The 25,787-nt window shown below is 71.4% G+C and carries 25 protein-coding genes; 23 read left to right on the top strand and 2 right to left on the bottom strand.

Annotated features, from left to right (window positions below):
- The first annotated feature begins 58 nt into the window (after nucleotides 1–58).
- The 8 genes from aroC to nusB all read left to right on the top strand — a co-directional run bounded on the left by aroC (nucleotide 59) and on the right by nusB (nucleotide 6,789).
- Nucleotides 59–1,243 carry a chorismate synthase gene (aroC, locus tag P3G67_RS06450; RefSeq protein ID WP_276092598.1) on the top strand — a complete coding sequence of 395 codons (1,185 nt, stop codon included), beginning with the start codon at nucleotides 59–61 and terminating at the stop codon, nucleotides 1,241–1,243.
- A gap of 2 nt (nucleotides 1,244–1,245) precedes the next feature.
- A complete protein-coding gene (locus P3G67_RS06445; protein WP_276092811.1) occupies nucleotides 1,246–1,791 on the top strand; it encodes a shikimate kinase in 546 nt (181 codons plus the stop codon).
- Nucleotides 1,788–2,879, top strand: a complete 1,092-nt coding sequence (gene aroB / locus P3G67_RS06440; protein ID WP_276092597.1) for a 3-dehydroquinate synthase — start codon at nucleotides 1,788–1,790, stop codon at nucleotides 2,877–2,879. Before P3G67_RS06445 ends, aroB begins: the two co-directional genes overlap by 4 nt.
- A complete protein-coding gene (gene aroQ / locus P3G67_RS06435) occupies nucleotides 2,876–3,316 on the top strand; it encodes a type II 3-dehydroquinate dehydratase (RefSeq protein ID WP_276092596.1) in 441 nt (146 codons plus the stop codon). Before aroB ends, aroQ begins: the two co-directional genes overlap by 4 nt.
- A gap of 147 nt (nucleotides 3,317–3,463) precedes the next feature.
- On the top strand, nucleotides 3,464–4,240 hold the full coding sequence (locus P3G67_RS06430) for an AAA family ATPase (RefSeq protein WP_276092595.1): 777 nt from the start codon (nucleotides 3,464–3,466) through the stop codon (nucleotides 4,238–4,240).
- A 395-nt stretch (nucleotides 4,241–4,635) separates the two neighbouring features.
- Complete coding sequence (locus P3G67_RS06425) at nucleotides 4,636–5,742, top strand: aminopeptidase P family protein (protein ID WP_276092594.1); 1,107 nt, start codon at nucleotides 4,636–4,638, stop codon at nucleotides 5,740–5,742.
- A 49-nt stretch (nucleotides 5,743–5,791) separates the two neighbouring features.
- Entirely contained in the window at nucleotides 5,792–6,358 is a 567-nt protein-coding gene (gene efp, locus P3G67_RS06420; protein WP_269854900.1) for an elongation factor P, read from the top strand.
- 2 nt (nucleotides 6,359–6,360) lie between these two features.
- Entirely contained in the window at nucleotides 6,361–6,789 is a 429-nt protein-coding gene (gene nusB, locus P3G67_RS06415) for a transcription antitermination factor NusB (protein WP_269854899.1), read from the top strand.
- A 106-nt stretch (nucleotides 6,790–6,895) separates the two neighbouring features.
- Here nusB and bldD read toward each other — a convergent pair whose 3' ends face one another.
- Nucleotides 6,896–7,396 (bottom strand): transcriptional regulator BldD, encoded by a 501-nt coding sequence (bldD, locus tag P3G67_RS06410; protein ID WP_255929900.1) that lies wholly within the window; start codon nucleotides 7,394–7,396, stop codon nucleotides 6,896–6,898.
- Nucleotides 7,397–7,583: 187 nt separating this feature from the next.
- On the opposite strand from bldD, the gene pyrR reads away from it, so the two are divergent.
- From pyrR to P3G67_RS06340, 14 genes are all read left to right on the top strand, one after another.
- Nucleotides 7,584–8,153: a bifunctional pyr operon transcriptional regulator/uracil phosphoribosyltransferase PyrR gene (pyrR, locus tag P3G67_RS06405; protein ID WP_269854898.1), complete on the top strand. Its 570-nt coding sequence runs from the start codon at nucleotides 7,584–7,586 to the stop codon at nucleotides 8,151–8,153.
- Between the two features lie 84 nt (nucleotides 8,154–8,237).
- Nucleotides 8,238–9,254 (top strand): aspartate carbamoyltransferase catalytic subunit, encoded by a 1,017-nt coding sequence (locus tag P3G67_RS06400; protein ID WP_269854897.1) that lies wholly within the window; start codon nucleotides 8,238–8,240, stop codon nucleotides 9,252–9,254.
- A complete protein-coding gene (locus P3G67_RS06395) occupies nucleotides 9,251–10,552 on the top strand; it encodes a dihydroorotase (protein ID WP_276092593.1) in 1,302 nt (433 codons plus the stop codon). The genes P3G67_RS06400 and P3G67_RS06395 overlap by 4 nt, the downstream gene beginning before the upstream one ends.
- Nucleotides 10,549–11,115, top strand: a complete 567-nt coding sequence (locus P3G67_RS06390) for a PH-like domain-containing protein (protein ID WP_276092592.1) — start codon at nucleotides 10,549–10,551, stop codon at nucleotides 11,113–11,115. Before P3G67_RS06395 ends, P3G67_RS06390 begins: the two co-directional genes overlap by 4 nt.
- Complete coding sequence (gene carA / locus P3G67_RS06385) at nucleotides 11,112–12,251, top strand: glutamine-hydrolyzing carbamoyl-phosphate synthase small subunit (protein ID WP_269854894.1); 1,140 nt, start codon at nucleotides 11,112–11,114, stop codon at nucleotides 12,249–12,251. Before P3G67_RS06390 ends, carA begins: the two co-directional genes overlap by 4 nt.
- A complete protein-coding gene (gene carB, locus P3G67_RS06380) occupies nucleotides 12,244–15,555 on the top strand; it encodes a carbamoyl-phosphate synthase large subunit (RefSeq protein ID WP_276092591.1) in 3,312 nt (1,103 codons plus the stop codon). The genes carA and carB overlap by 8 nt, the downstream gene beginning before the upstream one ends.
- A 139-nt stretch (nucleotides 15,556–15,694) precedes the next feature.
- Nucleotides 15,695–16,801 carry a quinone-dependent dihydroorotate dehydrogenase gene (locus P3G67_RS06375; RefSeq protein ID WP_276092590.1) on the top strand — a complete coding sequence of 369 codons (1,107 nt, stop codon included), beginning with the start codon at nucleotides 15,695–15,697 and terminating at the stop codon, nucleotides 16,799–16,801.
- A gap of 103 nt (nucleotides 16,802–16,904) precedes the next feature.
- A complete protein-coding gene (pyrF, locus tag P3G67_RS06370) occupies nucleotides 16,905–17,753 on the top strand; it encodes an orotidine-5'-phosphate decarboxylase (protein ID WP_269854891.1) in 849 nt (282 codons plus the stop codon).
- 262 nt (nucleotides 17,754–18,015) lie between these two features.
- Nucleotides 18,016–18,339 (top strand): integration host factor, encoded by a 324-nt coding sequence (locus P3G67_RS06365; RefSeq protein WP_255929890.1) that lies wholly within the window; start codon nucleotides 18,016–18,018, stop codon nucleotides 18,337–18,339.
- A gap of 49 nt (nucleotides 18,340–18,388) precedes the next feature.
- Nucleotides 18,389–18,985: a guanylate kinase gene (gene gmk / locus P3G67_RS06360; protein ID WP_269854890.1), complete on the top strand. Its 597-nt coding sequence runs from the start codon at nucleotides 18,389–18,391 to the stop codon at nucleotides 18,983–18,985.
- A 76-nt stretch (nucleotides 18,986–19,061) separates the two neighbouring features.
- Nucleotides 19,062–19,334 (top strand): DNA-directed RNA polymerase subunit omega, encoded by a 273-nt coding sequence (gene rpoZ, locus P3G67_RS06355; protein WP_255929886.1) that lies wholly within the window; start codon nucleotides 19,062–19,064, stop codon nucleotides 19,332–19,334.
- A 136-nt stretch (nucleotides 19,335–19,470) separates the two neighbouring features.
- Nucleotides 19,471–20,673, top strand: coding sequence for a bifunctional phosphopantothenoylcysteine decarboxylase/phosphopantothenate--cysteine ligase CoaBC (coaBC, locus tag P3G67_RS06350; protein WP_276092589.1), 1,203 nt, complete (start codon nucleotides 19,471–19,473; stop codon nucleotides 20,671–20,673).
- A 285-nt stretch (nucleotides 20,674–20,958) separates the two neighbouring features.
- On the top strand, nucleotides 20,959–22,167 hold the full coding sequence (gene metK / locus P3G67_RS06345; protein ID WP_269854888.1) for a methionine adenosyltransferase: 1,209 nt from the start codon (nucleotides 20,959–20,961) through the stop codon (nucleotides 22,165–22,167).
- Between the two features lie 100 nt (nucleotides 22,168–22,267).
- Nucleotides 22,268–24,403, top strand: coding sequence for a primosomal protein N' (locus tag P3G67_RS06340; protein WP_276092588.1), 2,136 nt, complete (start codon nucleotides 22,268–22,270; stop codon nucleotides 24,401–24,403).
- Between the two features lie 70 nt (nucleotides 24,404–24,473).
- Here the strand turns inward: P3G67_RS06340 and P3G67_RS06335 are convergent, their stop codons facing one another.
- On the bottom strand, nucleotides 24,474–24,977 hold the full coding sequence (locus P3G67_RS06335) for a hypothetical protein (RefSeq protein WP_269854886.1): 504 nt from the start codon (nucleotides 24,975–24,977) through the stop codon (nucleotides 24,474–24,476).
- 240 nt (nucleotides 24,978–25,217) lie between these two features.
- Between P3G67_RS06335 and def the strand changes: the two genes are divergently transcribed.
- Nucleotides 25,218–25,763: a peptide deformylase gene (def, locus tag P3G67_RS06330; protein ID WP_276092587.1), complete on the top strand. Its 546-nt coding sequence runs from the start codon at nucleotides 25,218–25,220 to the stop codon at nucleotides 25,761–25,763.
- Nucleotides 25,764–25,787: the final 24 nt, after the last annotated feature.

Genomic DNA, 25,787 nt, shown 5'->3' with positions numbered 1-25,787 from the left:
ATCCGAGGACGTTCGCGGTTCGAGGACTTCCGGCGGGCACAGGAGAGAGGGAACACCGTTGAGTAGGTTGCGCTGGTTGACGGCGGGGGAGTCGCACGGCCCGGCCCTGGTGGCGACACTGGAGGGGCTGCCTGCGGGGGTACCGGTGACGACGGAGATGGTGGCGGACGCCCTGGCCCGCAGGCGGCTGGGGTACGGCCGCGGCGCCCGGATGAAGTTCGAGCGGGACGAGGTCACCTTCCTCGGCGGGGTGCGGCACGGTCTCACCCTGGGATCGCCGGTGGCGATCATGGTGGGCAACACCGAGTGGCCCAAGTGGGAGAAGGTCATGGCGGCCGACCCGGTCGACCCGGCCGAACTCGCCGAGCTGGCCCGCAACGCCCCGCTGACCAGGCCGCGTCCGGGCCACGCCGATCTGGCGGGCATGCAGAAGTACGGCTTCGACGAGGCCCGTCCGGTGCTGGAGCGGGCCTCGGCGCGGGAGACCGCGGCCCGCGTGGCGCTCGGCGCGGTGGCGCGGTCGTACCTGAAGGAGACCGCCGGTATCGAGATCGTCTCGCACGTCGTGGAGTTGGGCGCGGCCAAGGCGCCCTACGGCGTCTACCCCAAGCCCGCTGACGTCGAGCGGCTGGACGCCGACCCGGTGCGCTGCCTGGACTCCGCCGCCGGCGAGGCGATGGTGGCCGAGATCGACCAGGCGCACAAGGACGGCGACACCCTCGGCGGCGTGGTCGAGGTGCTGGCCTACGGGGTACCGGTGGGCCTGGGCTCGCATGTGCACTGGGACCGCCGTCTCGACGCCCGGCTGGCCGCCGCGCTGATGGGCATCCAGGCGATCAAGGGCGTCGAGGTCGGCGACGGCTTCGAGTTGGCCCGGGTGCCGGGGTCGAAGGCGCACGACGAGATCCTGCCCACCGAGGAGGGCATCCGCCGCGCCTCCGGCCGCTCCGGCGGCACCGAGGGCGGCCTCACCACCGGTGAGCTCCTGCGGGTACGGGCCGCGATGAAGCCCATCGCCACCGTCCCGCGGGCGCTGGCGACCGTGGACGTCACCACCGGTGAACCCACCCAGGCGCACCACCAGCGGTCCGATGTCTGCGCGGTGCCCGCCGCGGGGATCGTGGCCGAGGCGATGGTCGCGCTGGTGCTGGCGGACGCCGTGGCGGAGAAGTTCGGCGGCGACTCGGTCGCCGAGACCCGGCGCAACGTCACCGGATACCTCGACAACCTGGTGATCCGGTGAGCATGGCACACGAGGTCGCCGAGGGGCAGCCGGAACACGGCCCAGTCGTCGTGCTGGTGGGGCCGCCCGGGGCGGGCAAGTCCACCATCGGCCGGGTGCTCGCCGAACGGCTGGGCACCACGTACCGGGACACCGACGCCGACATCGAGGCCGCCCAGGGCCGGGCCATCTCCGACATCTTCGTCGAGGACGGCGAGCCGTACTTCCGGGAGCTGGAGCGGGCCGCCGTCCGCGCGGCGCTCGCCGAGCACCCGGGGGTGCTCTCCCTCGGCGGCGGTTCGATCATGGACGAGGGGACCCGGGAGGCGCTGCTGGGACGCCCGGTGGTCTTCCTCGACGTGGGCCTGTCGACCGCCGTGCACCGGGTGGGGCTCGACGCGCCCCGGCCGCTGCTGGCGGTCAACCCCCGCCAGCGGTGGCGGGAGTTGATGGAGCGCCGCCGTCCGCTGTACACCCAGGTCGCACGGGCCGTCGTGGCGACCGATGACCGCACCCCGCAGGACGTCGCCGACCAGGTCCTCGACGTACTGGAGCTGAGGAAGGTATGAACGACACACCCACCCGCGTCCAGGTCGGCGGTACCGCGGGCAGCGCCCCCTACGAGGTGCTGGTCGGCCGCCAACTGCTGGGCGAACTGCCCGCGTTGATCGGCCGGGAGGCCAAGCGCGTCGCGGTGCTGCACCCGGAGGCGCTGTCCGCCACCGGAGAGGCGGTCCGCGACGACCTCGCGGAGCAGGGTTACGAGGCGATCGCCATCCAACTGCCGAACGCCGAGGAGGCCAAGTCCGCCGAGGTGGCCGCGTACTGCTGGAGCGTGCTCGGGCAGACCCAGTTCACCCGTACCGATGTGATCGTCGGGGTCGGCGGTGGCGCCACCACCGACCTGGCCGGATTCGTCGCCGCCACCTGGCTGCGCGGAGTGCGGTGGGTCGCGGTGCCGACCACGGTACTGGCGATGGTGGACGCCGCGGTCGGCGGCAAGACCGGCATCAACACCGCCGAGGGCAAGAACCTGGTGGGTGCCTTCCATCCGCCCGCCGGGGTGCTGTGCGATCTGGCCTGTCTGGAGTCGCTGCCGGTCAACGACTACGTCAGCGGTCTGGCCGAGATCATCAAGGCGGGCTTCATCGCCGACCCGGCGATCCTCGACCTGATCGAGGCAGATCCGCAGGGGGCCCGTACCCCGGACGGTGCGCACACCGCGGAGTTGATCGAGCGGTCGATCCGGGTGAAGGCCGACGTGGTCTCGCAGGACCTGAAGGAGTCGGGGCTGCGGGAGATCCTCAACTACGGCCATACGCTGGCCCACGCCATCGAGAAGAACGAGCGGTACAGCTGGCGGCACGGCGCGGCGGTCTCCGTCGGCATGGTGTTCGCGGCCGAACTCGGCCGCCTGGCCGGCCGGTTGGACGACGCCACAGCCGACCGGCACCGCGCGGTGCTCTCCTCGGTGGGTCTGCCGCTGACCTACAAGGGCGACCAGTGGCCCAGGCTGCTGGAGACCATGAAGGTGGACAAGAAGTCGCGCGGTGACCGGCTGCGCTTCATCGTGCTGGACGGTCTGGCCAAGCCCACCGTGCTGGAGGGCCCCGACCCGGCCCTGCTGGTCGCCGCGTACGCGGAGGTGGCCGGGTGACGCGTCCCGTCTACGTGCTGAACGGGCCGAACCTGGGCCGCCTGGGGAGCCGGGAGCCGGAGGTGTACGGCTCGACCTCCTACGCCGGGCTGGTCGAGGAGTGCACCGCCCTCGGCAAGGAACTCGGCTTCGATGTGGAGGTCCGGGAGACCAACGACGAGGGGGAGATGATCCGTTGGCTGCACGAGGCCGCCGATGGATCGATTCCGGTCGTTCTCAACCCCGGGGCGTTCACCCACTACTCGTACGGGATGCGGGACGCGGCGGCGCAGCGCACCGCGCCGCTGATCGAGGTGCACATCTCCAACCCGTACTCCCGTGAGGAGTTCCGCCACAATTCGGTCATCGCGGCGGTGGCCAGCGGCACCATCGCCGGATTCGGCCTCGGCTCCTACCGGTTGGCGCTGCGCGCGCTCGCCGACGAACTGTCGGCCTGAACGGTGCCCGGACGTCTGTCCGGGCACCTTGACCGTCCCCTGGTCGTTCACACAACTACGGCCGGGGGCGGTACGGTTCGGTGTCGGACCGGTCATAGCGCCGGGGTCCGACACAGTTCCGATCGGCACGAGACGGAGTGCGCCGAGATGCAGCATGCTGTGGGGGTGCCGCTGCCACCGCCTCACGGGGGTGCCGCTGGCTGGATCCCCCCGGCCCCGCACGGACGGCCCGGCTCCGGCCCGGTCCCGCAGGAACCGCCCGTGCCTCCGCCGTGGCCCGCGCCGCCGGGCGTGGCGCCCGGTCCGGCTCCGGCGGCCATCACCGGGCACTTCCCGCTGCCCCCGGCCGCCATGGCGATGCCGTCGGCCCCCTCGTACGCACCGGTCGCGGTGCTGCTCATCGGTCCGGCGGGGGCGGGCAAGACCACCGTCGCGCGGTACTGGGCCGACCACCGCGGTGCGCCGACCGCGCACATCAGCCTGGACGACGTTCGGGAGTGGGTGCGGTCCGGGTTCGCCGATCCGCAGTCCGGCTGGAACGAGCACTCCGAGGCGCAGTACCGGCTGGCCCGGCGCACCTGCGGGTTCTCCGCCCGTAACTTCCTGGCCAACGGCATCTCCTGCATCATCGACGACGCGGTCTTCCCGGACCGGCCGGTGGTCGGCCTCGGTGGCTGGAAACGGCACGTCGGACCCGGGCTGCTGCCCGTGGTCCTGCTGCCGGGCCTGGAGGTCGTACTGGCCCGCAACGCCGAGCGCACCGGCAACCGGCGTCTGTCCGACGAGGAGGTGGCCCGTATCCACGGCCGCATGGCCGGCTGGTACGGGTCGGGTCTGCCCATCATCGACAACTCCCAGCTGGACGTCCCCGCGACGGCGGAGGCCCTGGACCGCGTCGTGACCCGCTCCCTCACCGCCCACTAGCCGGTCCCCGCCGGGGTTTCTCTCCCACCCGCCCGGCCTCACTCGGGACCCCGCCACTCGGGACCCCGCCACTCGGGACCCCGCCACTCGGGATCCCGCCGCAAGCCCCGGCGGGGCTGCGCCCACCGAGGTCCTTCCGTCCGCGTATCCGTGCCCGCGGCGGCCAAGTCGTCCCCCACGACACGGGCAACCCCTGCGGCGTAGTCGGGCGGTGCGAACCGGCCGCAAGCCGATTACGGCCCGCCGGGGCGCGCGGTGGCGGACTTCCTCCCGCCGTGACGGCGGACAGGACCCCCACCGGCGCCGCCCGGCGTGGGGGCGCGGACACGGCCCGCAGGGACCCGTCCGGACCCGGTCCGGAGGTCTTGCGAGCGAGTGTTGCGTACGCTCGGCACATGTCCGAGGTGCACGCTTCCCGCCGGTTGCGGCTACGGGAGCGGTGCTCGGCGGCTGGATCCGCCGCGGCGCTGGTCTCCCGACCCGCCAACATCCGCTATCTGACCGGCTGGGCGCCGTCCGACGCCGTACTGATGCTGGCGCCCGCGGAGGACCTGCTGGTCCACCGCCGCCGGGTGTACGGGGAACCGGGCGAGGGCACCCCACCGGACGACCTGCGGCGCGTGGTGCTGCCGTCGCCGGACGGCGACCCCGCGGTGGCCGCGGCCGACCTCGCCCCGGGCCTGGGCGCCGACAGCCTCGCGGTCGAGGAGCACCATCTGACCGTCGCCCGGCACCGGGCCATCGCCTCCGTCACGCCGAGCCTGCGCCTGCTCGACCTCGGCCAGGCCGTGGAGCAGCTGCGGCTGGTCAAGGACGAGGAGGAGATCGCCTGCCTGCGGATCGCCGCCGAGATCACCGACCAGGCGCTGGGCGAGCTGCTGGAGTCCATCCTGGTCGGCCGCACCGAGCGGCACCTCGCCCTGGAGCTGGAGCGTCGTCTCGCCGACCACGGCGCGGACGGCCCCGCTTTCCCCACGTACGTCGGCACCGGCCCGCACTCGGGCGCCGCCCGGCACCGCCCCACCGACCGGCGGGTCGAGGAGGGCGACTTCCTGACCGTCTGCCTCGGCGCCTGCTACCGCGGCTACCGCTGCGAGGTCGGCCGTACCTTCGTCATCGGCGCCGCACCGGCGAACTGGCAGATCGACCTGTACGACGTCGTGTTCGACGCCCAGCGGGCCGGCCGCGAGGCCCTGGCACCGGGCGCCAGCTGCCGGGAGATCGACCTCGCCGCGCGCCGGGTGCTGGAGCGGGCGGGCCACGGTGAGGCCGCCGGATCGTGGACCGGACACGGCGTGGGACTCGAAATCGACGAGGACCCTCGGCTCACCCCCTCAGCCATGGGTAAACTGGACGCTTGTGTGCCGGTCACCGTCGAGCCGGGGGTCCACTTCCCGGACCGGGGCGGTGTCCGGATCGACGACACACTCGTCGTACGCCCCACGGCGGACGGCGGGCCCGAGCTACTCACCATCACGACCAAGGAACTGCTCGCCTTGTAGCGGGCGCTTTCTGGTTTCCGATGCAGCACTCTCAGGAGATTCCGCGACCGTGGCCAGCACGAACGACCTCAAGAACGGCATGGTGCTCAAGCTCGACGGCGACCAGCTCTGGTCCGTCGTTGAGTTCCAGCACGTCAAGCCGGGCAAGGGCCCTGCCTTCGTCCGCACCAAGCTCAAGAACGTGCTCTCCGGCAAGGTCGTCGACAAGACCTTCAACGCAGGCGTGAAGGTCGAGACGGCCACCGTCGACAAGCGCGGAATGCAGTTCTCGTACATGGACGGCGAGTACTTCGTCTTCATGGACATGGACACGTACGACCAGATCCACGTGGATCGCAAGTCCGTTGGCGACGCCGCCAACTTCATGATCGAGGGCTTCGAGGCCGTCGTGGCGACGCACGAGGGCTCGGTCCTCTACGTCGAGCTCCCGGCCGCCGTCGAGCTCACCATCCAGAACACCGAGCCGGGTGTGCAGGGTGACCGCTCCACCGGCGGCACCAAGCCCGCCACGCTGGAGACCGGCTACGAGATCCAGGTCCCGCTGTTCATCACCACCGGTGAGAAGATCAAGGTGGACACCCGCACTGGTGACTACCTCGGCCGGGTGAACAGCTAACCGTGGCTGCCCGTACCAAGGCCCGCAAGCGCGCTTTCCAGATCCTCTTCGAGGCGGACCAGCGCGGTGCCGCGCCCAGGACCGTCATGGCGGACTGGATCCGGCTCGCCCGGACCGACGACCGACAGCCGCCCGTCACCGAGTACACGATGCGGCTCGTCGAGGGTTACGAGGACCACGCCGCACGGGTCGACGAGCTGATCGCCACCTACGCGGTCGGCTGGACCATGGACCGGATGCCCGCGGTGGATCGCAACGTGCTGCGGCTCGGCGCGTACGAGCTGCTCTGGGAGGACGACATCCCGGACGCGGTGGTGCTGGACGAGGCGGTGCAGCTCGTCAAGGAGTTCTCCACCGACGAGTCGCCGTCCTTCGTCAACGGCCTGCTGGCCCGGCTGAAGGAGCTCAAGCCGACGCTGCGCACCCAGTGACGCACCGAACGCGAGAGGGCCCGGAACACAAGGTGTTCCGGGCCCTCTGCGCTGATGCGCTCAGTGGGACGTTTCTGCAACACAGGTGCCAAAGGCACCTATGGGCTCAGCCCTCCTCTGGCTGCACTGCCCGACGCGCGTCGGCGTCCAGTACACCCCAGCCGATCAGCTGCTCGGTCAGCACCGAGGGCGACTGGTCGTAGATCACGGCGAGGGTGCGCAGGTCGTCCTGGCGGATCGAGAGCACCTTGCCGTTGTAGTCGCCGCGCTGGCTCTGGATGGTCGCGGCGTACCGCTGCAGCGGGCCCGCCTTCTCGGACGGCACCTGGGCCAGCCGCTCCAGGTCGAGCACGAGCTTCGGCGGCGGCTCGGCGGCGCCACCGGGGGCGCTGCCGGGCAGCAGCTCCTGCACCGGGACCCCGTAGAAGTCGGCCAGCTCGGCGAGCCGCTGCACGGTCACCGCGCGGTCGCCACGCTCGTAGGAGCCGACGACGACGGCCTTCCAGCGGCCCTGGGACTTCTCCTCGACGCCGTGGAGGGAGAGACCCTGCTGCGTGCGGATCGCTCGGAGCTTCGCTCCGAGCTGTTTGGCGTAATCGCTGGACATAAGGCTCCCCGGATGGACACTTGGTAACTCACTGTGAGGTTACGCAGCGTAATTTGGCTTCGTCAAGCGGAATGGTTCCGGATGACCCCCGGAAAAGAGCCGTCCGCCCGGCCTGGTACGGTGACTACGTACCCCTGACGTCCTTTAATGCCCGTCCCGTGAGGCGGGGAAGGAGGTCTCACGACCCATGGTCGACGACCGTTCCACACCGGTGCGCCCAGTCCTGGAAGCGCCGGACATCGCACGGGTCCTCACCCGTATCGCCCACGAGATCGTCGAACGCGCCAAGGGCGCCGACGACGTGGTGCTCCTCGGCATCCCCACCCGCGGGGTCTTCCTCGCCCGCAGGCTCGCCGACAAGCTCGCCGAGATCACCGGCCGCAAGACGCCGGTGGGCGCCCTCGACATCACCATGTACCGCGACGACCTGCGGCTCGGCCCGGCGCGCGCGCTCGCCCGCACCGAGATCCCGGGCGACGGAATCGACGGCCGCCTGGTCATCCTCGTCGACGACGTGCTGTTCTCCGGCCGCACCATCCGCGCGGCCCTCGACGCGATCAACGACATCGGCCGACCGCGCGCCGTCCAGCTCGCCGTACTGGTCGACCGCGGCCACCGCCAGCTGCCGATCCGTGCCGACTACGTCGGCAAGAACCTGCCGACCTCGCTGCGCGAGACCGTCAAGGTCCAGCTGGCCGAGAACGACGGCCGGGACTGCGTTCTGCTGGGCGTCAAGCCCGGCTCCCACGACGAATAGGGCACACCCGCCGCCGCGCCCGGACCGCCCTGTCCGCGCGCCTCGCAGCCCTGCCGCATATCCGTACCCTCCGGAGTGAACCCGATGAAGCGCCACCTCATCTCGGCCGCCGACCTCACCCGTGACGACGCCCTGCTGATCCTCGACACCGCGGAGGAGATGGCCCGCGTCGCCAACCGCCCGATCAAGAAGCTGCCCACGCTGCGCGGGCGCACCGTGGTCAACCTCTTCTTCGAGGACTCCACCCGCACCCGGATCTCCTTCGAGGCCGCCGCCAAACGGCTCTCGGCGGACGTCATCAACTTCTCCGCCAAGGGCTCCTCGGTCTCCAAGGGCGAGTCGCTGAAGGACACCGCGCTCACCCTGGAGGCGATGGGCGCCGACGCCGTCGTCATCCGCCACCACGCCTCCGGCGCCCCGCACCGGCTGGCCACCTCCGGCTGGATCAACGGCTCCGTGGTGAACGCGGGCGACGGCACCCACGAGCACCCCACCCAGGCCCTGCTGGACGCCTTCACCATGCGCCGCCACCTCGCCGGCGCCCCCGACGGCGGCCCCACCCGCCACCAGGACGGCCCCGGCGACGGCACCGGACGCGACCTCGCCGGGCGCCGGATCACCATCGTCGGCGACGTGCTGCACAGCCGCGTCGCCCGCTCCAACGTCCATCTGCTGGGCACGCTGGGCGCCCACGTCACCCTGGTCGCGCCGCCCACCCTGCTGCCGATCGGGGTGGAGACCTGGCCCTGCGACGTCAGCTACGACCTCGACTCCGTGCTGGCCAAGTCCGACGCGGTGATGATGCTGCGGGTGCAGAACGAGCGGATGAACGCCGCGTTCTTCCCCACCGAGCGCGAGTACGCCCGCCGCTACGGGCTCGACGCGACGCGCATGGCCGCACTGCCCGAGCACGCCATCGTGATGCACCCGGGCCCGATGAACCGCGGCATGGAGATCACCGCCGAGGTCGCCGACTCCGACCGCTGCACCGCCGTCGAACAGGTCGGCAACGGCGTCAGCGTCCGGATGGCTGTCCTGTACCTGCTGCTCGGCGGCAACGAGCCCGCCCTGTCCGAGAACCGCACCGAGGAGAACAAGTGACGACCGGCAAGACCCTGATCCGCGGCGCGAGGGTACTCGGCGGCGAACCGCAGGACGTCATCATCGTCGACGAGACCATCACCGCCGTCGGCAGCGACCTGACCGTCTCCAGCGCTGAAGGCGCCACGGTCATCGACGCACAGGGGCAGGTCCTCCTCCCCGGCCTGGTGGACCTGCACACCCATCTGCGCGAGCCCGGCCGCGAGGACTCCGAGACCGTCCTCACCGGCACCCGCGCCGCCGCCGTCGGCGGCTACACCGCCGTGCACGCCATGGCCAACACCTTCCCGGTCGCCGACACCGCCGGTGTGGTGGAGCAGGTCTGGCGGCTCGGCAGGGAGTCCGGCTACTGCGACGTACAGCCGGTCGGCGCCGTCACCGTAGGCCTGGAGGGCAAGAAGCTCGCCGAATTGGGTGCCATGCACGACTCCGCCGCGGGCGTACGGGTCTTCTCCGACGACGGCAAGTGCGTGGACGACGCGGTGATCATGCGCCGCGCCCTGGAGTACGTGAAGGCCTTCGACGGGGTCATCGCCCAGCACGCCCAGGAGCCCCGGCTCACCGAGGGCGCCCAGATGAACGAGGGCATCGTCTCCGCCGAACTCGGCCTGCGCGGCTGGCCCGCGGTCGCCGAGGAATCGATCATCGCCCGTGACGTGCTGCTCGCCGCGCACGTCGGCTCGCGGGTGCACATCTGCCATCTGTCGACCGCCGGTTCGGTGGAGCTGGTGCGCTGGGCGAAGTCCAAGGGCTGGAACGTCACCGCCGAGGTCACCCCGCACCACCTGCTGCTCACCGACGAACTGGTGCGCTCGTACAACCCGGTCTACAAGGTCAACCCGCCGCTGCGTACCGAGGCCGACGTCATGGCGCTGCGCGAGGCGCTGGCCGACGGCACCATCGACTGCGTCGCCACCGACCACGCGCCGCATCCGCACGAGGACAAGGACTGTGAGTGGGCCGCCGCCGCCATGGGCATGGTGGGCCTGGAGACCGCGCTGTCCGTGGTCCAGCACACGATGGTCGACACCGGCCTGCTGGACTGGTCCGGGGTCGCCGACCGGATGTCGTTCCGCCCGGCCGCCATCGGGCGCCTCGGCGGTCACGGCCGACCGATCGCCGCCGGTGAGCCCGCCAACCTCACGCTGGTGGATCCGGCATACCGTGGTGTGGTGAACCCCGCCGGCTTCGCCTCCCGCAGCCGCAACACCCCGTACCAGGGGCTTGAGCTGCCGGGCCAGGTGACCGCCACCTTCCTGCGGGGCAAGGCGACGGTCATGGACGGGAAGCTCACGTGAACGCGACAACGTACGTAACGCAGGCGGTTGACAAGCACTCGGCGAAGGTCACCGACCTCGGCGACCGACTGCTGTGGGTCGTCGCGCTGCTGGCCCTGATCGCCCTCGTCTACTGGCTGATGTGGCGCGCCTGGCGCAAGCGGGCCGCCCGCCAGTCCGACCTGCCCGAGCTGCCGCGGATCCCCGGCAACCTGGGTGAGCCGCTCGCGGAGCTGTCCGGCCGCTACCACGCCAGCACCACCGCCGGTGACTGGCTGGACCGGATCGCCGCCCGCGGCCTGGGCACCCGCAGCCTCGTCGAACTGACCCTGACCGAGCAGGGCGTGGCGGTGCGCCGGCCGGCCGCCACCGACTTCTTCATCCCGGCCGAGGCGCTGCGCGGCGCCCGACTGGACAAGGGCATCGCGGGCAAGGTCGTCCCCGAGGGCGGACTGCTGGTGATCACCTGGCAGCACGGCGACCGGCTGATCGACTCCGGGTTCCGCTCCGAGCACCCCGCCGAGCACCCCGAGTGGGTCACCGCACTCAGCAACCTGAACACCACCAAGGAAGGCGCACGATGACCACCTCCACCAGGGGAGCCCGCATCCCCGCCGTACTCGTCCTGGAGGACGGCCGCACCTTCCGCGGCCGTGCCTACGGGGCGGTGGGGGAGACCTTCGGTGAGGCGGTGTTCTCCACCGGGATGACCGGCTACCAGGAGACGCTGACCGATCCCTCCTACCACCGCCAGGTCGTGGTCATGACCGCGCCGCACGTCGGCAACACCGGCGTCAACGACGAGGACCCGGAGTCCAGGCGCATCTGGGTCTCCGGCTACGTGGTCCGCGACCCGGCGCGCGTCTCGTCCAACTGGCGTGCCCAGCGCTCGCTCGACGAGGAACTGACCGCCCAGGGCGTGGTCGGCATCAGCGGTGTCGACACCCGGGCGCTCACCCGGCACCTGCGTGAGCGCGGTGCGATGCGGGTCGGCATCTTCTCCGGCGCGGCGATCGCTGACGAAGCGATTCTGCTGGCCAAGGTCCAGGCGTCCCCGCAGATGAAGGGTGCCGACCTGGCCGCCGAGGTGGCCACCACCGAGCCGTACGTCATCCCTGCCGTCGGCACCAGGAAGTTCACCGTGGCCGCGGTCGACCTGGGCATCAAGGCGATGACCCCGCAGCGGATGGCCGAGCGCGGCATCGAGGTGCACGTGCTGCCCGCCACCGCCACGCTGGAGGACATCTACGCGGCGGGTCCGGACGGTGTGTTCTTCTCCAACGGTCCGGGCGATCCGGCCACCGCCGACCACCAGATGTCCGTGTTGCAGGGGGTGTTGGAGCGCGGGACGCCGTTCTTCGGCATCTGCTTCGGCAACCAGATCCTGGGCCGGGCGCTCGGCTTCGGCACGTACAAGCTCAAGTACGGCCACCGGGGCATCAACCAGCCGGTGCAGGACCGTTCCACCGGCAAGGTCGAGGTCACCGCGCACAACCACGGCTTCGCCGTCGACGCGCCGCTCGACCGTGACTCCGAGACCCCGTACGGGCGGGTGCGGGTCTCCCACGTCTGCCTCAACGACGACGTGGTCGAGGGCCTGGAGTGCCTCGACACCCCCGCCTTCAGCGTCCAGTACCACCCCGAGGCGGCGGCGGGCCCGCACGACGCGGCCTACCTGTTCGACCGCTTCGTCTCCCTGATGGAGGGCCAGCGTGCCTAAGCGCACCGACATCCAGTCCGTCCTGGTCATCGGCTCCGGCCCGATCGTCATCGGCCAGGCGGCCGAGTTCGACTACTCCGGTACCCAGGCCTGCCGGGTGCTCAAGTCCGAGGGCCTGCGGGTCATCCTGGTCAACTCCAACCCGGCGACGATCATGACCGACCCGGAGATCGCCGACGCCACCTATGTCGAGCCGATCACCCCGGAGTTCGTCGAGAAGATCATCGCCAAGGAGCGCCCCGACGCGCTGCTGCCCACCCTGGGCGGCCAGACCGCGCTGAACACCGCGATCTCCCTGCACGAGCAGGGAGTGCTGGACAAGTACGGCGTCGAGCTGATCGGCGCCAACGTCGAGGCGATCCACAAGGGCGAGGACCGCGAGCAGTTCAAGGCCGTGGTCGAGGCGGTCAACGCCAAGATCGGGCATGGTGAGTCCGCCCGTTCGGTGATCTGCCACACCATGGACGATGTGCTGGCCGGGGTCGAGCGGCTCGGCGGCTACCCGGTCGTGGTGCGCCCGTCGTTCACCATGGGCGGCGCCGGTTCCGGTTTCGCGCACGACGAGGACGAGCTGCGCCGGATCGCGGGTCAGGGGCTGGCGCTCTCGCCCACCACCGAGGTGCTCCTCGAGGAGTCGATCCTGGGGTGGAAGGAGTACGAGCTGGAGCTGATGCGCGACAAACACGACAACGTCGTGGTCGTCTGCTCCATCGAGAACTTCGACCCGATGGGTGTGCACACCGGTGACTCGATCACCGTCGCCCCGGCGATGACGCTGACCGACCGCGAGTACCAGATCCTGCGGGACATCGGTATCGCGGTCATCCGTGAGGTCGGAGTGGACACCGGTGGCTGCAACATCCAGTTCGCGGTCAACCCGGAGGACGGCCGGGTCATCGTCATCGAGATGAACCCGCGGGTCTCGCGTTCCTCGGCGCTGGCGTCGAAGGCCACCGGCTTCCCGATCGCGAAGATCGCGGCCCGCCTGGCCGTCGGCTACACGCTGGACGAGATCCCCAACGACATCACCGAGCAGACCCCGGCGTCCTTCGAGCCGACGCTCGACTACGTGGTCGTGAAGGTGCCGCGGTTCGCGTTCGAGAAGTTCCCGGCCGCCGACGCCACGCTGACCACCACGATGAAGTCGGTCGGCGAGGCGATGGCGATCGGCCGCAACTTCCCCGAGGCCCTGAACAAGGCACTGCGGTCGCTGGAGAAGAAGGGCTCGCAGTTCACCTTCGTCGGCGACCCGGGCGACAAGGGCAAGCTGCTGGCCGCCGCGCGGATCCCCACCGACGGCCGGATCAACACGGTGATGCAGGCGATCCGGGCGGGCGCCGACGCGCGGGAGGTCTTCGAAGCCACCCGCATCGACCCGTGGTTCGTCGACCAGCTGTTCCTGATCAAGGAGGTCGCCGACGAACTGGCCGCCGCCGACCGGCTGGACCCCGAGCTGCTGGCCGAAGCCAAGCGGTACGGGTTCTCCGACGTCCAGATCGCCGAGATCCGGGACTTGCGCGAGGAGGTCGTGCGCGAGGTACGGCACGCGCTGGGCGTGCGCCCGGTCTACAAGACGGTCGACACCTGCGCAGCCGAGTTCGCCGCCAGGACCCCGTACTTCTACTCGTCGTACGACGAGGAGAGCGAGGTCGCACCGCGCGAGAAGCCCGCGGTGATCATCCTGGGCTCCGGGCCCAACCGCATCGGCCAGGGCATCGAGTTCGACTACTCCTGTGTGCACGCCTCGTTCGCGCTGTCGGCGGCGGGCTATGAGACCGTGATGGTCAACTGCAACCCGGAGACGGTCTCCACCGACTACGACACCTCCGACCGGCTGTACTTCGAGCCGCTCACCCTGGAGGACGTGCTGGAGATCGTGCACGCCGAGACCCAGGCGGGTCCCGTCGCCGGCGTCGTCGTGCAGCTCGGCGGCCAGACCCCGCTGGGCCTGGCGCAGGCGCTGAAGGACAACGGCGTGCCCATCGTGGGCACCTCACCGGAGGCGATCCATCTCGCCGAGGACCGCGGCGCGTTCGGCCGGGTGCTCACCGAAGCCGGGCTGCCCGCGCCCAAGCACGGCACCGCCACCACCTTCGAGCAGGCCAAGGCCATCGCCGACGAGATCGGCTACCCGGTGCTGGTACGCCCCTCGTATGTGCTGGGCGGCCGGGGCATGGAGATCGTCTACGACGAGGCGCGGCTGTCCGCGTACATCGCGGAGTCCACCGAGATCAGCCCGGACCGGCCGGTACTGGTCGACCGGTTCCTCGACGACGCCATCGAGATCGACGTCGACGCCCTCTACGACGGCACCGAGCTGTACCTCGGCGGCGTGATGGAGCACATCGAGGAGGCCGGAATCCACTCCGGCGACTCCGCCTGCGCGCTGCCGCCGATGACCCTGGGCGGCTACGACATCAAGCGGCTGCGCGCCTCAACCGAGGCCATCGCCAAGGGGGTTGGCGTCCGCGGCCTGATCAACATCCAGTTCGCGCTGGCCGGGGACATCCTCTACGTCCTGGAGGCCAACCCGCGCGCCTCGCGTACCGTCCCGTTCACCTCCAAGGCGACCGCGGTACCGCTGGCCAAGGCCGCCGCCCGGATCTCGCTGGGCGCCACCATCGCCGAGCTGCGCGCCGAGGGCATCCTGCCCAGCAGCGGCGACGGCGGCACCCTGCCGCTGGACGCGCCCATCTCCGTCAAGGAGGCCGTGCTCCCGTGGAGCCGGTTCCGCGACGCCACCGGACGCGGGGTGGACACCATCCTCGGTCCGGAGATGCGCTCCACCGGCGAGGTCATGGGCATCGACGCGGTCTTCGGCACCGCCTACGCCAAGTCCCAGGCCGCCGCCTACGGCGCGCTGCCCACCAAGGGACGGGCGTTCATCTCGATCGCCAACCGCGACAAGCGGGCCATGATCTTCCCGGCCCGCGCCCTGGTCGACCACGGCTTCGAACTGCTGGCCACGTCCGGTACCGCCGAGGTGCTGCGGCGCAACGGCATCGAGGCCACCGCGGTGCGCAAGCAGAGCGAGGGCACCGGTCCTAACGGCGAGCCCACCATCGTCCAGCTCATCCACGACGGCCGGGTCGACCTGATCGTCAACACCCCCTACGGCACCGGCGGCCGTCTCGACGGTTACGACATCCGTACCGCCGCCGTCGCCCGCGGCGTCCCGTGCCTGACCACCGTCCAGGCACTGGCCGCGGCCGTACAGGGCATCGACGCCCTTGGCGGCGGCGAGGTCGGCGTACGGTCGCTCCAGGAGCACGCGGCACATCTGACCGCGGCCCGCGCGAAGTAGCGGAACCCCGGGGGTTGTGGGCACCCGTGCCGCCGGGCGGCACGGGTGGGCGCAGCCCCCGGCACGCGTGGCCGCTACCGGCCGCGCCCAACTCAGGCCCTGTGGGCCGCAGTTGCCCCACCGTAGAAGGCCCGCCGCCATGTACTCTGTTTTCTTCAAACTCTTCTTCACCCGGCTCGATCCGGAGCGGGCGCACCACCTGGCCTTCGGCTGGATCCGTGGCGTGGCCCGGATCCCAGTGCTGCGCACGATCGTCGCCGCCGTCCTGGCGCCGCGCCACCGGGAGCTGCGCACCGAGGTGTTCGGCAAGCGGATGCACGGGCCGTTCGGCCTCGCCGCCGGGTTCGACAAGAACGCGACCGCCATCGACGGAATGGCGATGCTCGGCTTCGACCACGTCGAGATCGGCACCGTCACCGCCCAGCCGCAGCCCGGCAACCCCAAGAAGCGGCTGTTCCGGCTGGTCAAGGACCGCGCCTTGATCAACCGGATGGGCTTCAACAACGACGGCTCGGCCGCCGTCGCCGCCCGGCTGGCCGCCCGCAGGCCGGTCTTCAAGCCGGTGCTCGGCGTCAACATCGGCAAGACCAAGGTCGTCCCCGAGGCGGAAGCCGTCGCCGACTACGTGACGTCCACCGAGCGCCTGGCGCGGTACGCCGACTACCTCGTGGTCAACGTCTCCTCGCCCAACACCCCCGGCCTGCGCAACCTCCAGGCCGTCGAGCACCTGCGCCCGCTGCTCGGCGCGGTGCGCCAGGCCGCCGACCGCACCGTCACCGGCCGCCGCGTACCGCTGCTGGTGAAGATCGCGCCCGACCTGGCGGACGAGGACATCGACGCCGTCGCCGACCTCGCGGTGGAACTCGGCCTGGACGGCATCATCGCCACCAACACCACGATCGGCCGGGACGGCCTGAAGACCGACTCGGCGGCCGTCGAGGCCATCGGCGCGGGCGGACTGTCCGGGGCGCCGCTCAAGGCCCGCTCGCTGGAGGTGCTGCGCAGGCTATACGCGCGGGTCGGCGACCGGGTCACGCTGGTCGGCGTCGGCGGCGTCGAGACCGCGGACGACGCCTGGGAGCGGATCCTGGCGGGCGCCTCGCTGGTCCAGGGCTACAGCGCCTTCATCTACCAGGGCCCCTTCTGGTGCCGTGCGATCCACAAGGGGCTGGCCGAACGGCTCAAGGCCAGCCCGTACCCCACCCTCGCCGACGCCGTCGGCGCCGCGGTCAAGAAGGACGCGTGAGCGTCGCGCACGACGCGCACGACCGGTATCCGACGACGAGTCCCGCGCTGTCCCCCCGCGGGCGCAGAAGCGAACGGCGCAGAAGCGAACAAGGAGAAGCCCCATGACCCTCGACCCCTTCGGCGCCCGGCTGCGGCGGGCCATGGACACCCGTGGTCCGCTGTGCGTGGGGATCGACCCGCACGCCTCCCTGCTGGCCGCCTGGGACCTGGCCGACGATCCGGCGGGTCTGGAGCGCTTCTCCCGGACCGTGGTGGAGGCGCTGGCCGACCGGGTCGCGGTGCTCAAGCCGCAGTCCGCGTTCTTCGAGCGGTTCGGCTCGCGCGGCGTCGCGGTGCTGGAGCGCACGGTGGCCGACGCGCGGGCCGCCGGCGCGCTGGTGCTGATGGACGCCAAGCGCGGTGACATCGGCTCCACCATGGCCGCGTACGCCGCCACCTACCTCGATCCGGCGAGCCCGCTGTTCAGCGACGCGGTCACGGTCAGCCCTTACCTGGGGTTCGGGTCGCTGCGTCCGGCCGTGGAACTGGCCCGCGCCTGCGGCACCGGGATCTTCGCGCTGGCGCTCACCTCCAACCCGGAGGGCGCCGAGGTGCAGCGGGCGACCGGGGCCGACGGAAGCACGGTGGCCGCGACGGTTCTCGGCCACCTGCGCGAGGAGAACGCGGGGGAGCGGCCGCTGGGCTCGTTCGGCGCGGTGGTCGGCGCGACCCTGGGCGCCACGGTCGCCGAGGCAGGAATCGACCTTGACACCGGTGGGCCGCTGCTCGCTCCCGGCATCGGCGCGCAGGGCGCGACCCCGGCCGACCTGCCCGCGGTCTTCGGATCGGCGCTGCGCAACGTACTGCCGAGCGTCAGCCGGGACGTCCTGCGGCACGGACCGGACACCGCGGCGCTGCGCGCGGCGGCCGAGCGGATCGCCGACGAGGTCCGGACGGTGGTCGGCGACTGAGGGCGAAGGGGGCGGAACGTGGCCTTGCGGATACCCAACGCAGTCATGCACAGAAGAACTCTGTCCGATATGCCCGAAAAGTACCGCGAGATCAAGTCTGACCTGGACTTTTCGCCTGTTCTCGCTGACGGGAGCGGGTTCGCCCGCTAGTCTCCGACAGGAGAACGCAAGGAAGCGCGTTGCTCGTTGCTCTGTAGGTGTGGAGCAACTAGGTTCCTCACCGGTCCGTATCCGACAGTTCTACTTCCGAGGTGACGTAGGCGTGGCTCTACCGCCCCTAACCCCTGAACAGCGCGCTGCCGCGCTAGAGAAGGCCGCCGCGGCTCGCCGGGAGCGCGCCGAGGTCAAGAATCGTCTCAAGCACTCCGGGGCCTCCCTCCACGAGGTCATCAAGCAGGGGCAGGAGAACGATGTCATCGGCAAGATGAAGGTCTCCGCTCTGCTGGAGTCCCTGCCCGGCGTGGGCAAGGTCCGCGCCAAGCAGCTCATGGAGCGGCTCGGCATCTCCGAGAGCCGTCGGGTGCGGGGTCTCGGCTCCAACCAGATCGCCGCTCTGGAGCGTGAGTTCGGCAGCACCGGCGCCTGACGTTCAACCGTCGTTTTCCGCATGGCCGGGGAACCGGGATAATCGCTCCATGAGCGATGCGGTCCCCCGGGGGGAAACCCCCGAACCTCCGGCCAAGCAACCCCGGCTGACCGTGCTCTCCGGCCCCTCCGGGGTCGGCAAGAGCACGGTCGTCGGCTACCTGCGCAAGGTCCACCCCGAAGTCTGGCTGTCGGTCTCCGTCACCACCCGCAGGCCCCGGCCGGGCGAACGGGACGGGGTGCAGTACCACTTCGTCGACGACGACGAGTTCGACAAGCTGATCGCCAACGGTGAGCTGCTGGAGTGGGCGGAGTTCGCGGGCAACCGCTACGGGACCCCGCGGCAGGCCGTGCTCGAGCACCTCGAAGCCGGTGTTCCGGTACTGCTGGAGATCGATCTGCAGGGTGCGCGACAGGTTCGTCAGACCATGCCGGAGGCCAGGCTGGTCTTCCTCGCCCCGCCCAGCTGGGACGAGCTGGTCCGTCGGCTCACCGGCCGGGGCACCGAGTCGGCCGAGGTGATCGAGCGGCGACTGGCCGCGGCCCGGGTCGAACTGGCGGCCGAGTCCGAGTTCGACGTCACCCTGGTCAACACCTCCGTCGAGGACGTGGCACGCGAACTGCTAGCCTTGATGCGGGTCTGCTGATCCACTTCTGGGTTCGCTGAGCCGAGCTGAGCTGACCCAGGTCCAAGTTCTTTCCACAAGTAGGGGTAGGTAGAGAGTGTCCTCTTCCATCGCGACGCCCGAGGGCATCATCAACCCGCCGATCGACGAGCTGCTCGAAGCCACCGACTCGAAGTACAGCCTGGTGATCTACGCGGCCAAGCGTGCCCGCCAGATCAACGCGTACTACTCGCAGCTCGGTGAGGGCCTGCTGGAGTACGTCGGCCCGCTCGTGGACACCCACGTGCACGAGAAGCCGCTGTCGATCGCGCTGCGCGAGATCAACGCGGGTCTGCTGACCTCCGAGGCCGTCGACACGCCGGCCCACTGACAGCGACACATCGAGACCACGGGCCCGGCGGCGCAGCTGCCGGGCCCGTGGTCTGGGCCGGGGCGGGTTCCCGGCGGACGCAGTATGGAGACGGGTATCCGCCCGGGTACCCGAACCGCTCGGCGGGGAGAGGCGTATGGGCAGGCCACAGGTCGTCCTGGGGGTGAGCGGCGGCATCGCCGCGTACAAGGCGTGCGAGCTGCTGCGGCGGTTCACCGAGTCCGGGCACGACGTGCGCGTGGTGCCCACCGACTCCGCGCTGCACTTCGTGGGAGAGGCCACGTGGGCGGCGCTGTCCGGCAACCCGGTCTCCACCCGCGTCTGGGACACCGTGAGCGAGGTCCCGCACGTACGGATCGGCCAGCACGCCGACCTCGTCGTGGTCGCCCCGGCCACCGCCGACATGCTCGCCAAGGCCGCCCACGGCCTCGCCGACGACCTGCTGACCAACACCCTGCTCACCGCACGCTGCCCGGTGGTCTTCGCGCCCGCCATGCACACCGAGATGTGGGAGCACCCGGCCACCCAGCAGAACGTGGCCACGCTGCGCGGCCGCGGCGCGATCGTCGTCGAGCCCGCCGTCGGACGGCTGACCGGCGTGGACACCGGCAAGGGGCGGCTGCCCGAGCCCGGCGAGATCTTCGAGGTCTGCCAGCGGGTGCTGGCCCGGGGCGCGGCGACCGCCGCCGACCTGGCCGGTCGGCACGTGGTGATCAGCGCCGGGGGCACCCGTGAGCCGCTGGACCCGGTGCGCTTCCTGGGGAACCGTTCCTCCGGCAAGCAGGGCTACGCCCTCGCCCGTACCGCCGTGGCCCGTGGGGCACGGGTCACCCTGGTCGCCGCCAACACCGCGCTGGCCGACCCGGCCGGGGTGGACGTGGTCCGCGTCGAGACCGCCCAGCAGCTGCACGAGGCCGTGTTCAAGGCCGCGGCCGACGCCGACGCCGTGGTGATGGCGGCGGCCGTCGCCGACTTCCGGCCCGCCCGGTACGCCACCGGCAAGATCAAGAAGAAGGACGGCGAGGAGCCCGCGCCGCTTGAGCTGGTGCGCAATCCGGACATCCTCGCCGAGCTGTCCGCGGCCCGCCCGCAACCCGGGCAGATCGTGGTGGGCTTCGCCGCGGAGACCGACGACGTTCTGGCGAACGGCCTCGCCAAACTCACTCGTAAGGGTTGCGATCTGTTGGTCGTCAACGAGGTCGGCGAGCACAAGACCTTCGGCTCCGAGCAGAACGAGGCCGTGGTGCTCGCCCCGGACGGCACCCGGACCCTGGTGCCCCACGGCCCCAAGGAGGCGCTCGCCGACGTGGTCTGGGACCTGGTGCTCCAGCGTTGGTGAGCCGCCGCCGGGTCCCGGTGGGTCACGCCACGCCGAAGCCGTGGGCCGAGGTGTGAACACGGGGCGGCGGTGTGGCCAACGCTGCGCGGAATCCGTCCGTCCGGCGAACGCCAGGGCGTATCGTCATGACGTTCGGGAGGGTGTCGCAGGTCACGATGGACACAAAGATCCGGATACCGTGTCTATTTCCTCGACACGACCGATAAACTGGCGGTGGTCCGACGGGCGCAGCCCCGGTCGGACCGCCCGTATCAGCCAGCAGCCGCTGCAACCCCAGGGAGCGATGTGTCCCGCCGCCTGTTCACCTCGGAGTCGGTTACCGAGGGTCACCCCGACAAGATCGCTGACCAGATCAGCGACACGATTCTCGACGCCCTGCTGAAGGAGGACCCGACCTCCCGGGTCGCCGTCGAGACGTTGATCACGACCGGTCTGGTGCACGTGGCCGGGGAGGTGACGACCAAGGGCTACGCCGATGTCGCGACCCTGGTCCGCAGCACCGTCCTCGGTATCGGTTACGACAGCTCGAAGAAGGGCTTCGACGGCGCCTCGTGCGGAGTGTCGGTGTCCATTGGCGCGCAGTCCCCGGACATCGCCCAGGGTGTGGACTCCGCCTACGAGAACCGGGTCGAGGGCGACGACGACGAGCTCGACCGGCAGGGCGCCGGTGACCAGGGCCTGATGTTCGGGTACGCGTGCGACGAGACCCCCGAGCTGATGCCGCTGCCGATCACGCTGGCGCACCGGCTCTCCAAGCGCCTGACCGACGTCCGCAAGAACGGGACCATCCCCTACCTGCGCCCGGACGGCAAGACCCAGGTCACCATCGAGTACGACGGTGACAAGGCGCTCCGCCTGGACACGGTGGTCGTCTCCTCACAGCACGCCTCCGACATCGACCTCGACTCACTGCTGGCCCCCGACATCCGGGAGTTCGTGGTCGAGCCGGAGCTGAAGGCCCTGCTGGACTCCGGCATCAAGCTGGACACCGACGGCTACCGCCTGCTGGTCAACCCCACCGGCCGCTTCGAGATCGGCGGCCCGATGGGCGACGCGGGCCTGACCGGCCGCAAGATCATCATCGACACCTACGGCGGCATGGCCCGCCACGGTGGCGGTGCCTTCTCCGGCAAGGACCCGTCCAAGGTGGACCGCTCGGCGGCGTACGCGATGCGCTGGGTCGCCAAGAACGTGGTCGCCGCGGGTCTCGCCTCGCGCTGCGAGGTCCAGGTCGCGTACGCGATCGGCAAGGCCGAGCCGGTGGGCCTGTTCGTGGAGACCTTCGGCACCGCCAAGGTCGACGTCGACAAGATCGAGCACGCCATCGCCGAGGTCTTCGACCTCCGCCCGGCCGCCATCATCCGCGACCTCGACCTGCTCCGCCCGATCTACGCCCAGACCGCCGCCTACGGCCACTTCGGCCGCGAGCTGCCGGACTTCACCTGGGAGCGCACCAACCGCGTGGACGAACTCCGCGCGGCGGTGGGGCTGTAAGCCCGCCGCCTGAACCACGTCGCGGCCCCGGACCATCGCGGTCCGGGGCCGCACCGCTGCCCGGCGGGCATTGTCGTATCCGTCTGGTAGTTATGAGGACGTGAGCAGCGAGAACGAGCGCCCGGAGCGGGGTCCGGAGGGCGGGCCCGGGGAGCAGCTCGCGCTGATCCGGGAGACGGTGCGCAAGGCGAAGGAGCCGCGGGCCAAGCCGCGCAGCTGGCGGGGGGCGGCGCTGGCGGCGGGCCTGCCGGTGGCCCGGGTGCTGGTGGACAAGGGGCTGATCCACCTCGACCAGTTCTTCGACTACTCGGTGCCCGAGGCGATGGACGAGCAGGCCCAGCCGGGGGTGCGGGTCCGGGTGCGGTTCGGGGCCCGGGTGGTCAGGGGGCGCCGGGAAGGTGGGGAGTTGCACGACGGGTTCGTTGTGGCCCGGCTGCCCGAGAGCGACTACCGGGGGCCGCTCGCGCCGCTGGCCCAAGTGCTCTCTCCGGAACCGGTGTTGGGACCTGGCCTGCTGAGGCTGTGCCGCTCGGTGGCCGACCGGTACGCGGGGGCGCTGGCCGATGTCGTGCAGCTGGCGGTGCCGCCCCGGCACGCCCGGGCGGAGGGCCGGGCGATACCGGAGGCGCCCGGAACGCCGGCGCGCCCCGATCCCGGCGGCTGGGCGCGGTACGCCACCGGCCCCGGCTTCCTGGAGGCGCTCGCCACCGGGGCCAGCCCGCGAGCGGTGTGGACCGCGCTGCCCGGCCCGCACTGGCCGGACGAACTCGCCCGCGCCCTCGCCGCCACCCTGGCCTCCGGGCGTGGCGCGCTCGCGGTGCTGCCCGACGGCCGGGCGGTGGCCAGGGTCGATACCGCGCTCACCGCCCTGCTGGGCGACGGACACCATGTCGTGCTCACCGCGGACAGCGGTCCCGAGGAGCGGTACCGGCGGTGGCTGGCCGTCAACCGCGGTACGGTGCGCGGCGTCATCGGCACCCGCGCCGCGATGTTCGCTCCCGTGACCGACCTCGGGCTGGTCGCGCTGTGGGACGACGGCGACTCCAGCCACGCGGAACCGCACGCACCGCAGCCGCACGCCCGCGACGTACTGCTGCTGCGCGCCACCGACGAGCATGCCGCGTTCCTGCTCGGTGGGCTCTCGGTCACCGCCGAGGGGGCCCAACTCGTCGACAGCCGTTGGGCGTTGCCGCTCACCGCCCCCCGTGAGCAGGTGCGGGCCGCGGCCCCGCTGGTGCGTACCGTCGGCGACGGGGACCAGGCCCGTGACCCGGCCGCGCGCGCTGCCCGATTGCCCAGCCTCGCCTGGCAGGTCACCCGGGACGCGCTGCTGCGCGGTCCGGTGCTGGTACAGGTGCCGCGCCGGGGCTATGTGCCCCGGCTGGCCTGCGAGCGCTGCCGTGAAGCGGCCCGCTGCGCACGGTGTGCGGGCCCCCTGGAGCTGACCGAGTCAGGGGTGCTGCACTGCGCGTGGTGCGGACGGCCGGAGGCCGCGTGGCACTGCCGGGAGTGCGCCGGAAACCGGCTGCGCGCACAGGTGGTCGGCGCCCGGCGCACCGCCGACGAGCTGGGCCGGGCCTTCCCCACGGTGCCGGTGCGTACCTCAGGGCGGGAGGCGGTGCTGGCCCGGGTGCCGGACCAGCCCGCGCTGGTCATCTCCACGCCGGGCGCCGAGCCGGTCGCGGAGGGCGGCTACGCGGCGGCGCTGCTCCTCGACGGCTGGGCCCTGCTGAACCGCCCTGACCTGCGAGCCGGTGAGGAGACGCTGCGCCGCTGGCTGACCGCCGCGGCGCTGGTCCGCCCGGCCGCCGAGGGCGGCACCGTCGCGGTGCTCGCCGAGCCCGGCTTGCGCCCGGTGCAGGCGCTGGTGCGCTGGGATCCAGCCGGGTACGCGGTACGGGAACTGGCGGAGCGGGCGGAGCTCGGCTTCCCGCCGGTGTCCCGTATGGCGTCGGTGACCGGCACCGCGGCGGCGGTCACCGATCTGCTGGAGCACGCCCAACTGCCGGAGGGCACTGACCGGTTGGGACCGGTTCCGGTTCCGGCCGCGCCGCCCGGCCGTCCCCGGCGGATGGGCGATCCGCCGCCCGGCGAGGTGTGGGAGCGGGTGCTGCTCCGGGTGCCGCCGGGCAACGGCGGAGCGTTGGCCGCGGCGCTCAAGACGGCGCAGGTAGCGCGGATGGCCCGTAATTTCGAACCCGTACGGGTGCGGATGGATCCGCCGGACATCGGCTGAAACCATCCGGGAGCGGGCCACCGCCCCGGCGTGTCGGCGTCGCGGGGCGGTGGGGGCGGTGCGCCGCGGGTCAGCCGTTGCGCGGCCCGGGCAGCGCGCCGGGGAACGCCTCGTCACGGAGCGCGGAGCCGGGCTGCGCCGCCCCCATCGGCATCGACCGCGCGGCCGGAACCGTGCGGGTGGCGCTGGGCGCGGCACCGCGCTCGTCCTCTCCGCCCGCCGCGGTGGCCCGGCGGGTCCCGTAGCGCCGGTGCACGGCCTGTTTGGTCACCCCGAGCGCCGAGCCCACCGCGTCCCAGGAGAAACCCAGCGACCGGTCGAAGTCGACGGCCGCGGTGACCAGGGTCTCGACGCTGTCCCGCAACTCCTGTGCGAGCCTTACGGTTGGTGCCGGGGCCCGGCCGTAAACGACGAATCCGGCGGCGGGTCCGCTGCGCCTCGGGCGGTAGACGTTGCCCAACTGGGCGGTGAGGGTACGCAGCGCGTCCACCTGCCGGCGGACCCGCTCGATGTCCCGCACCAGGAGGTGCAGACTGGCCCGTGCCTGGGCGTCGTGGGTTGCGTGGTCGGCCATGAACAAGCCTCTCGAACCGGCGATGCTGTGAGTGTGTCGGGTTGTCAACGGGTCAGGTGTCGGCCCGTTTTCGGTCAATCTGTCTTGACCAACGCGTCAGCAGCCCATCGGGTCACGCTCTGGGGGCGCGAGTGGACACGGAAGAGGCGCATGTCCCTGCGTACGCCCCTGAATCCGCCGGTACGCCGGCCGCCATAGACTGGGAGGCCGCTCCGTACCCCGCCGACGGGAGTCCGCCCTGTGTCCGTGATGCCGATCCATCTCTTCGGCGATCCGGTGCTGCGCATGAAGGCGCAGCCGGTCACCGTCTTCGACAAGGAACTGCGCACCCTCGTCAAGGACCTCAGTGACACCATGCTGGACGCGCCGGGGGCGGGTCTGGCCGCGCCCCAACTCGGCGTGTCCCTGCGGGTGTTCACCTATCACGTGGACGGCGAACTCGGCCATCTGGTCAACCCGGACCTGACGCTCACCGACGAGGAGCAGGACGGTCCGGAGGGCTGTCTGTCACTGCCGGGCCTGCGGTACGACTGCAAGAGGGCGTACGGCGTGGTCGCCAAGGGCTTCAACATGTACGGCGACCCGGTCACCGTCGAGGGCACGCGACTGCTCGCCCGCTGCATCCAGCACGAGACCGACCACCTCGACGGGATCATCTTCATCGACCGGCTCGACCCCGAGCAGCGCAAGGCGGCGATGAAGGCCATCCGGGAGGCCGAGTGGGCGGGCGAACCCGCTCCGCAGGTCCGGATCTCCCCGCACAGCACGTTCGGCCGGGCGCGCTGAGTCCCCTGTTCCACGCTCCTTCCC

This window comes from Streptomyces silvisoli, from assembly GCF_029269905.1.
In the GTDB taxonomy this organism is placed as follows: domain Bacteria; phylum Actinomycetota; class Actinomycetes; order Streptomycetales; family Streptomycetaceae; genus Streptantibioticus_A; species Streptantibioticus_A silvisoli_A.
Note: the sequence above shows the minus strand (reverse complement) of the source record. Positions and strands in the feature narration are given on the sequence as shown.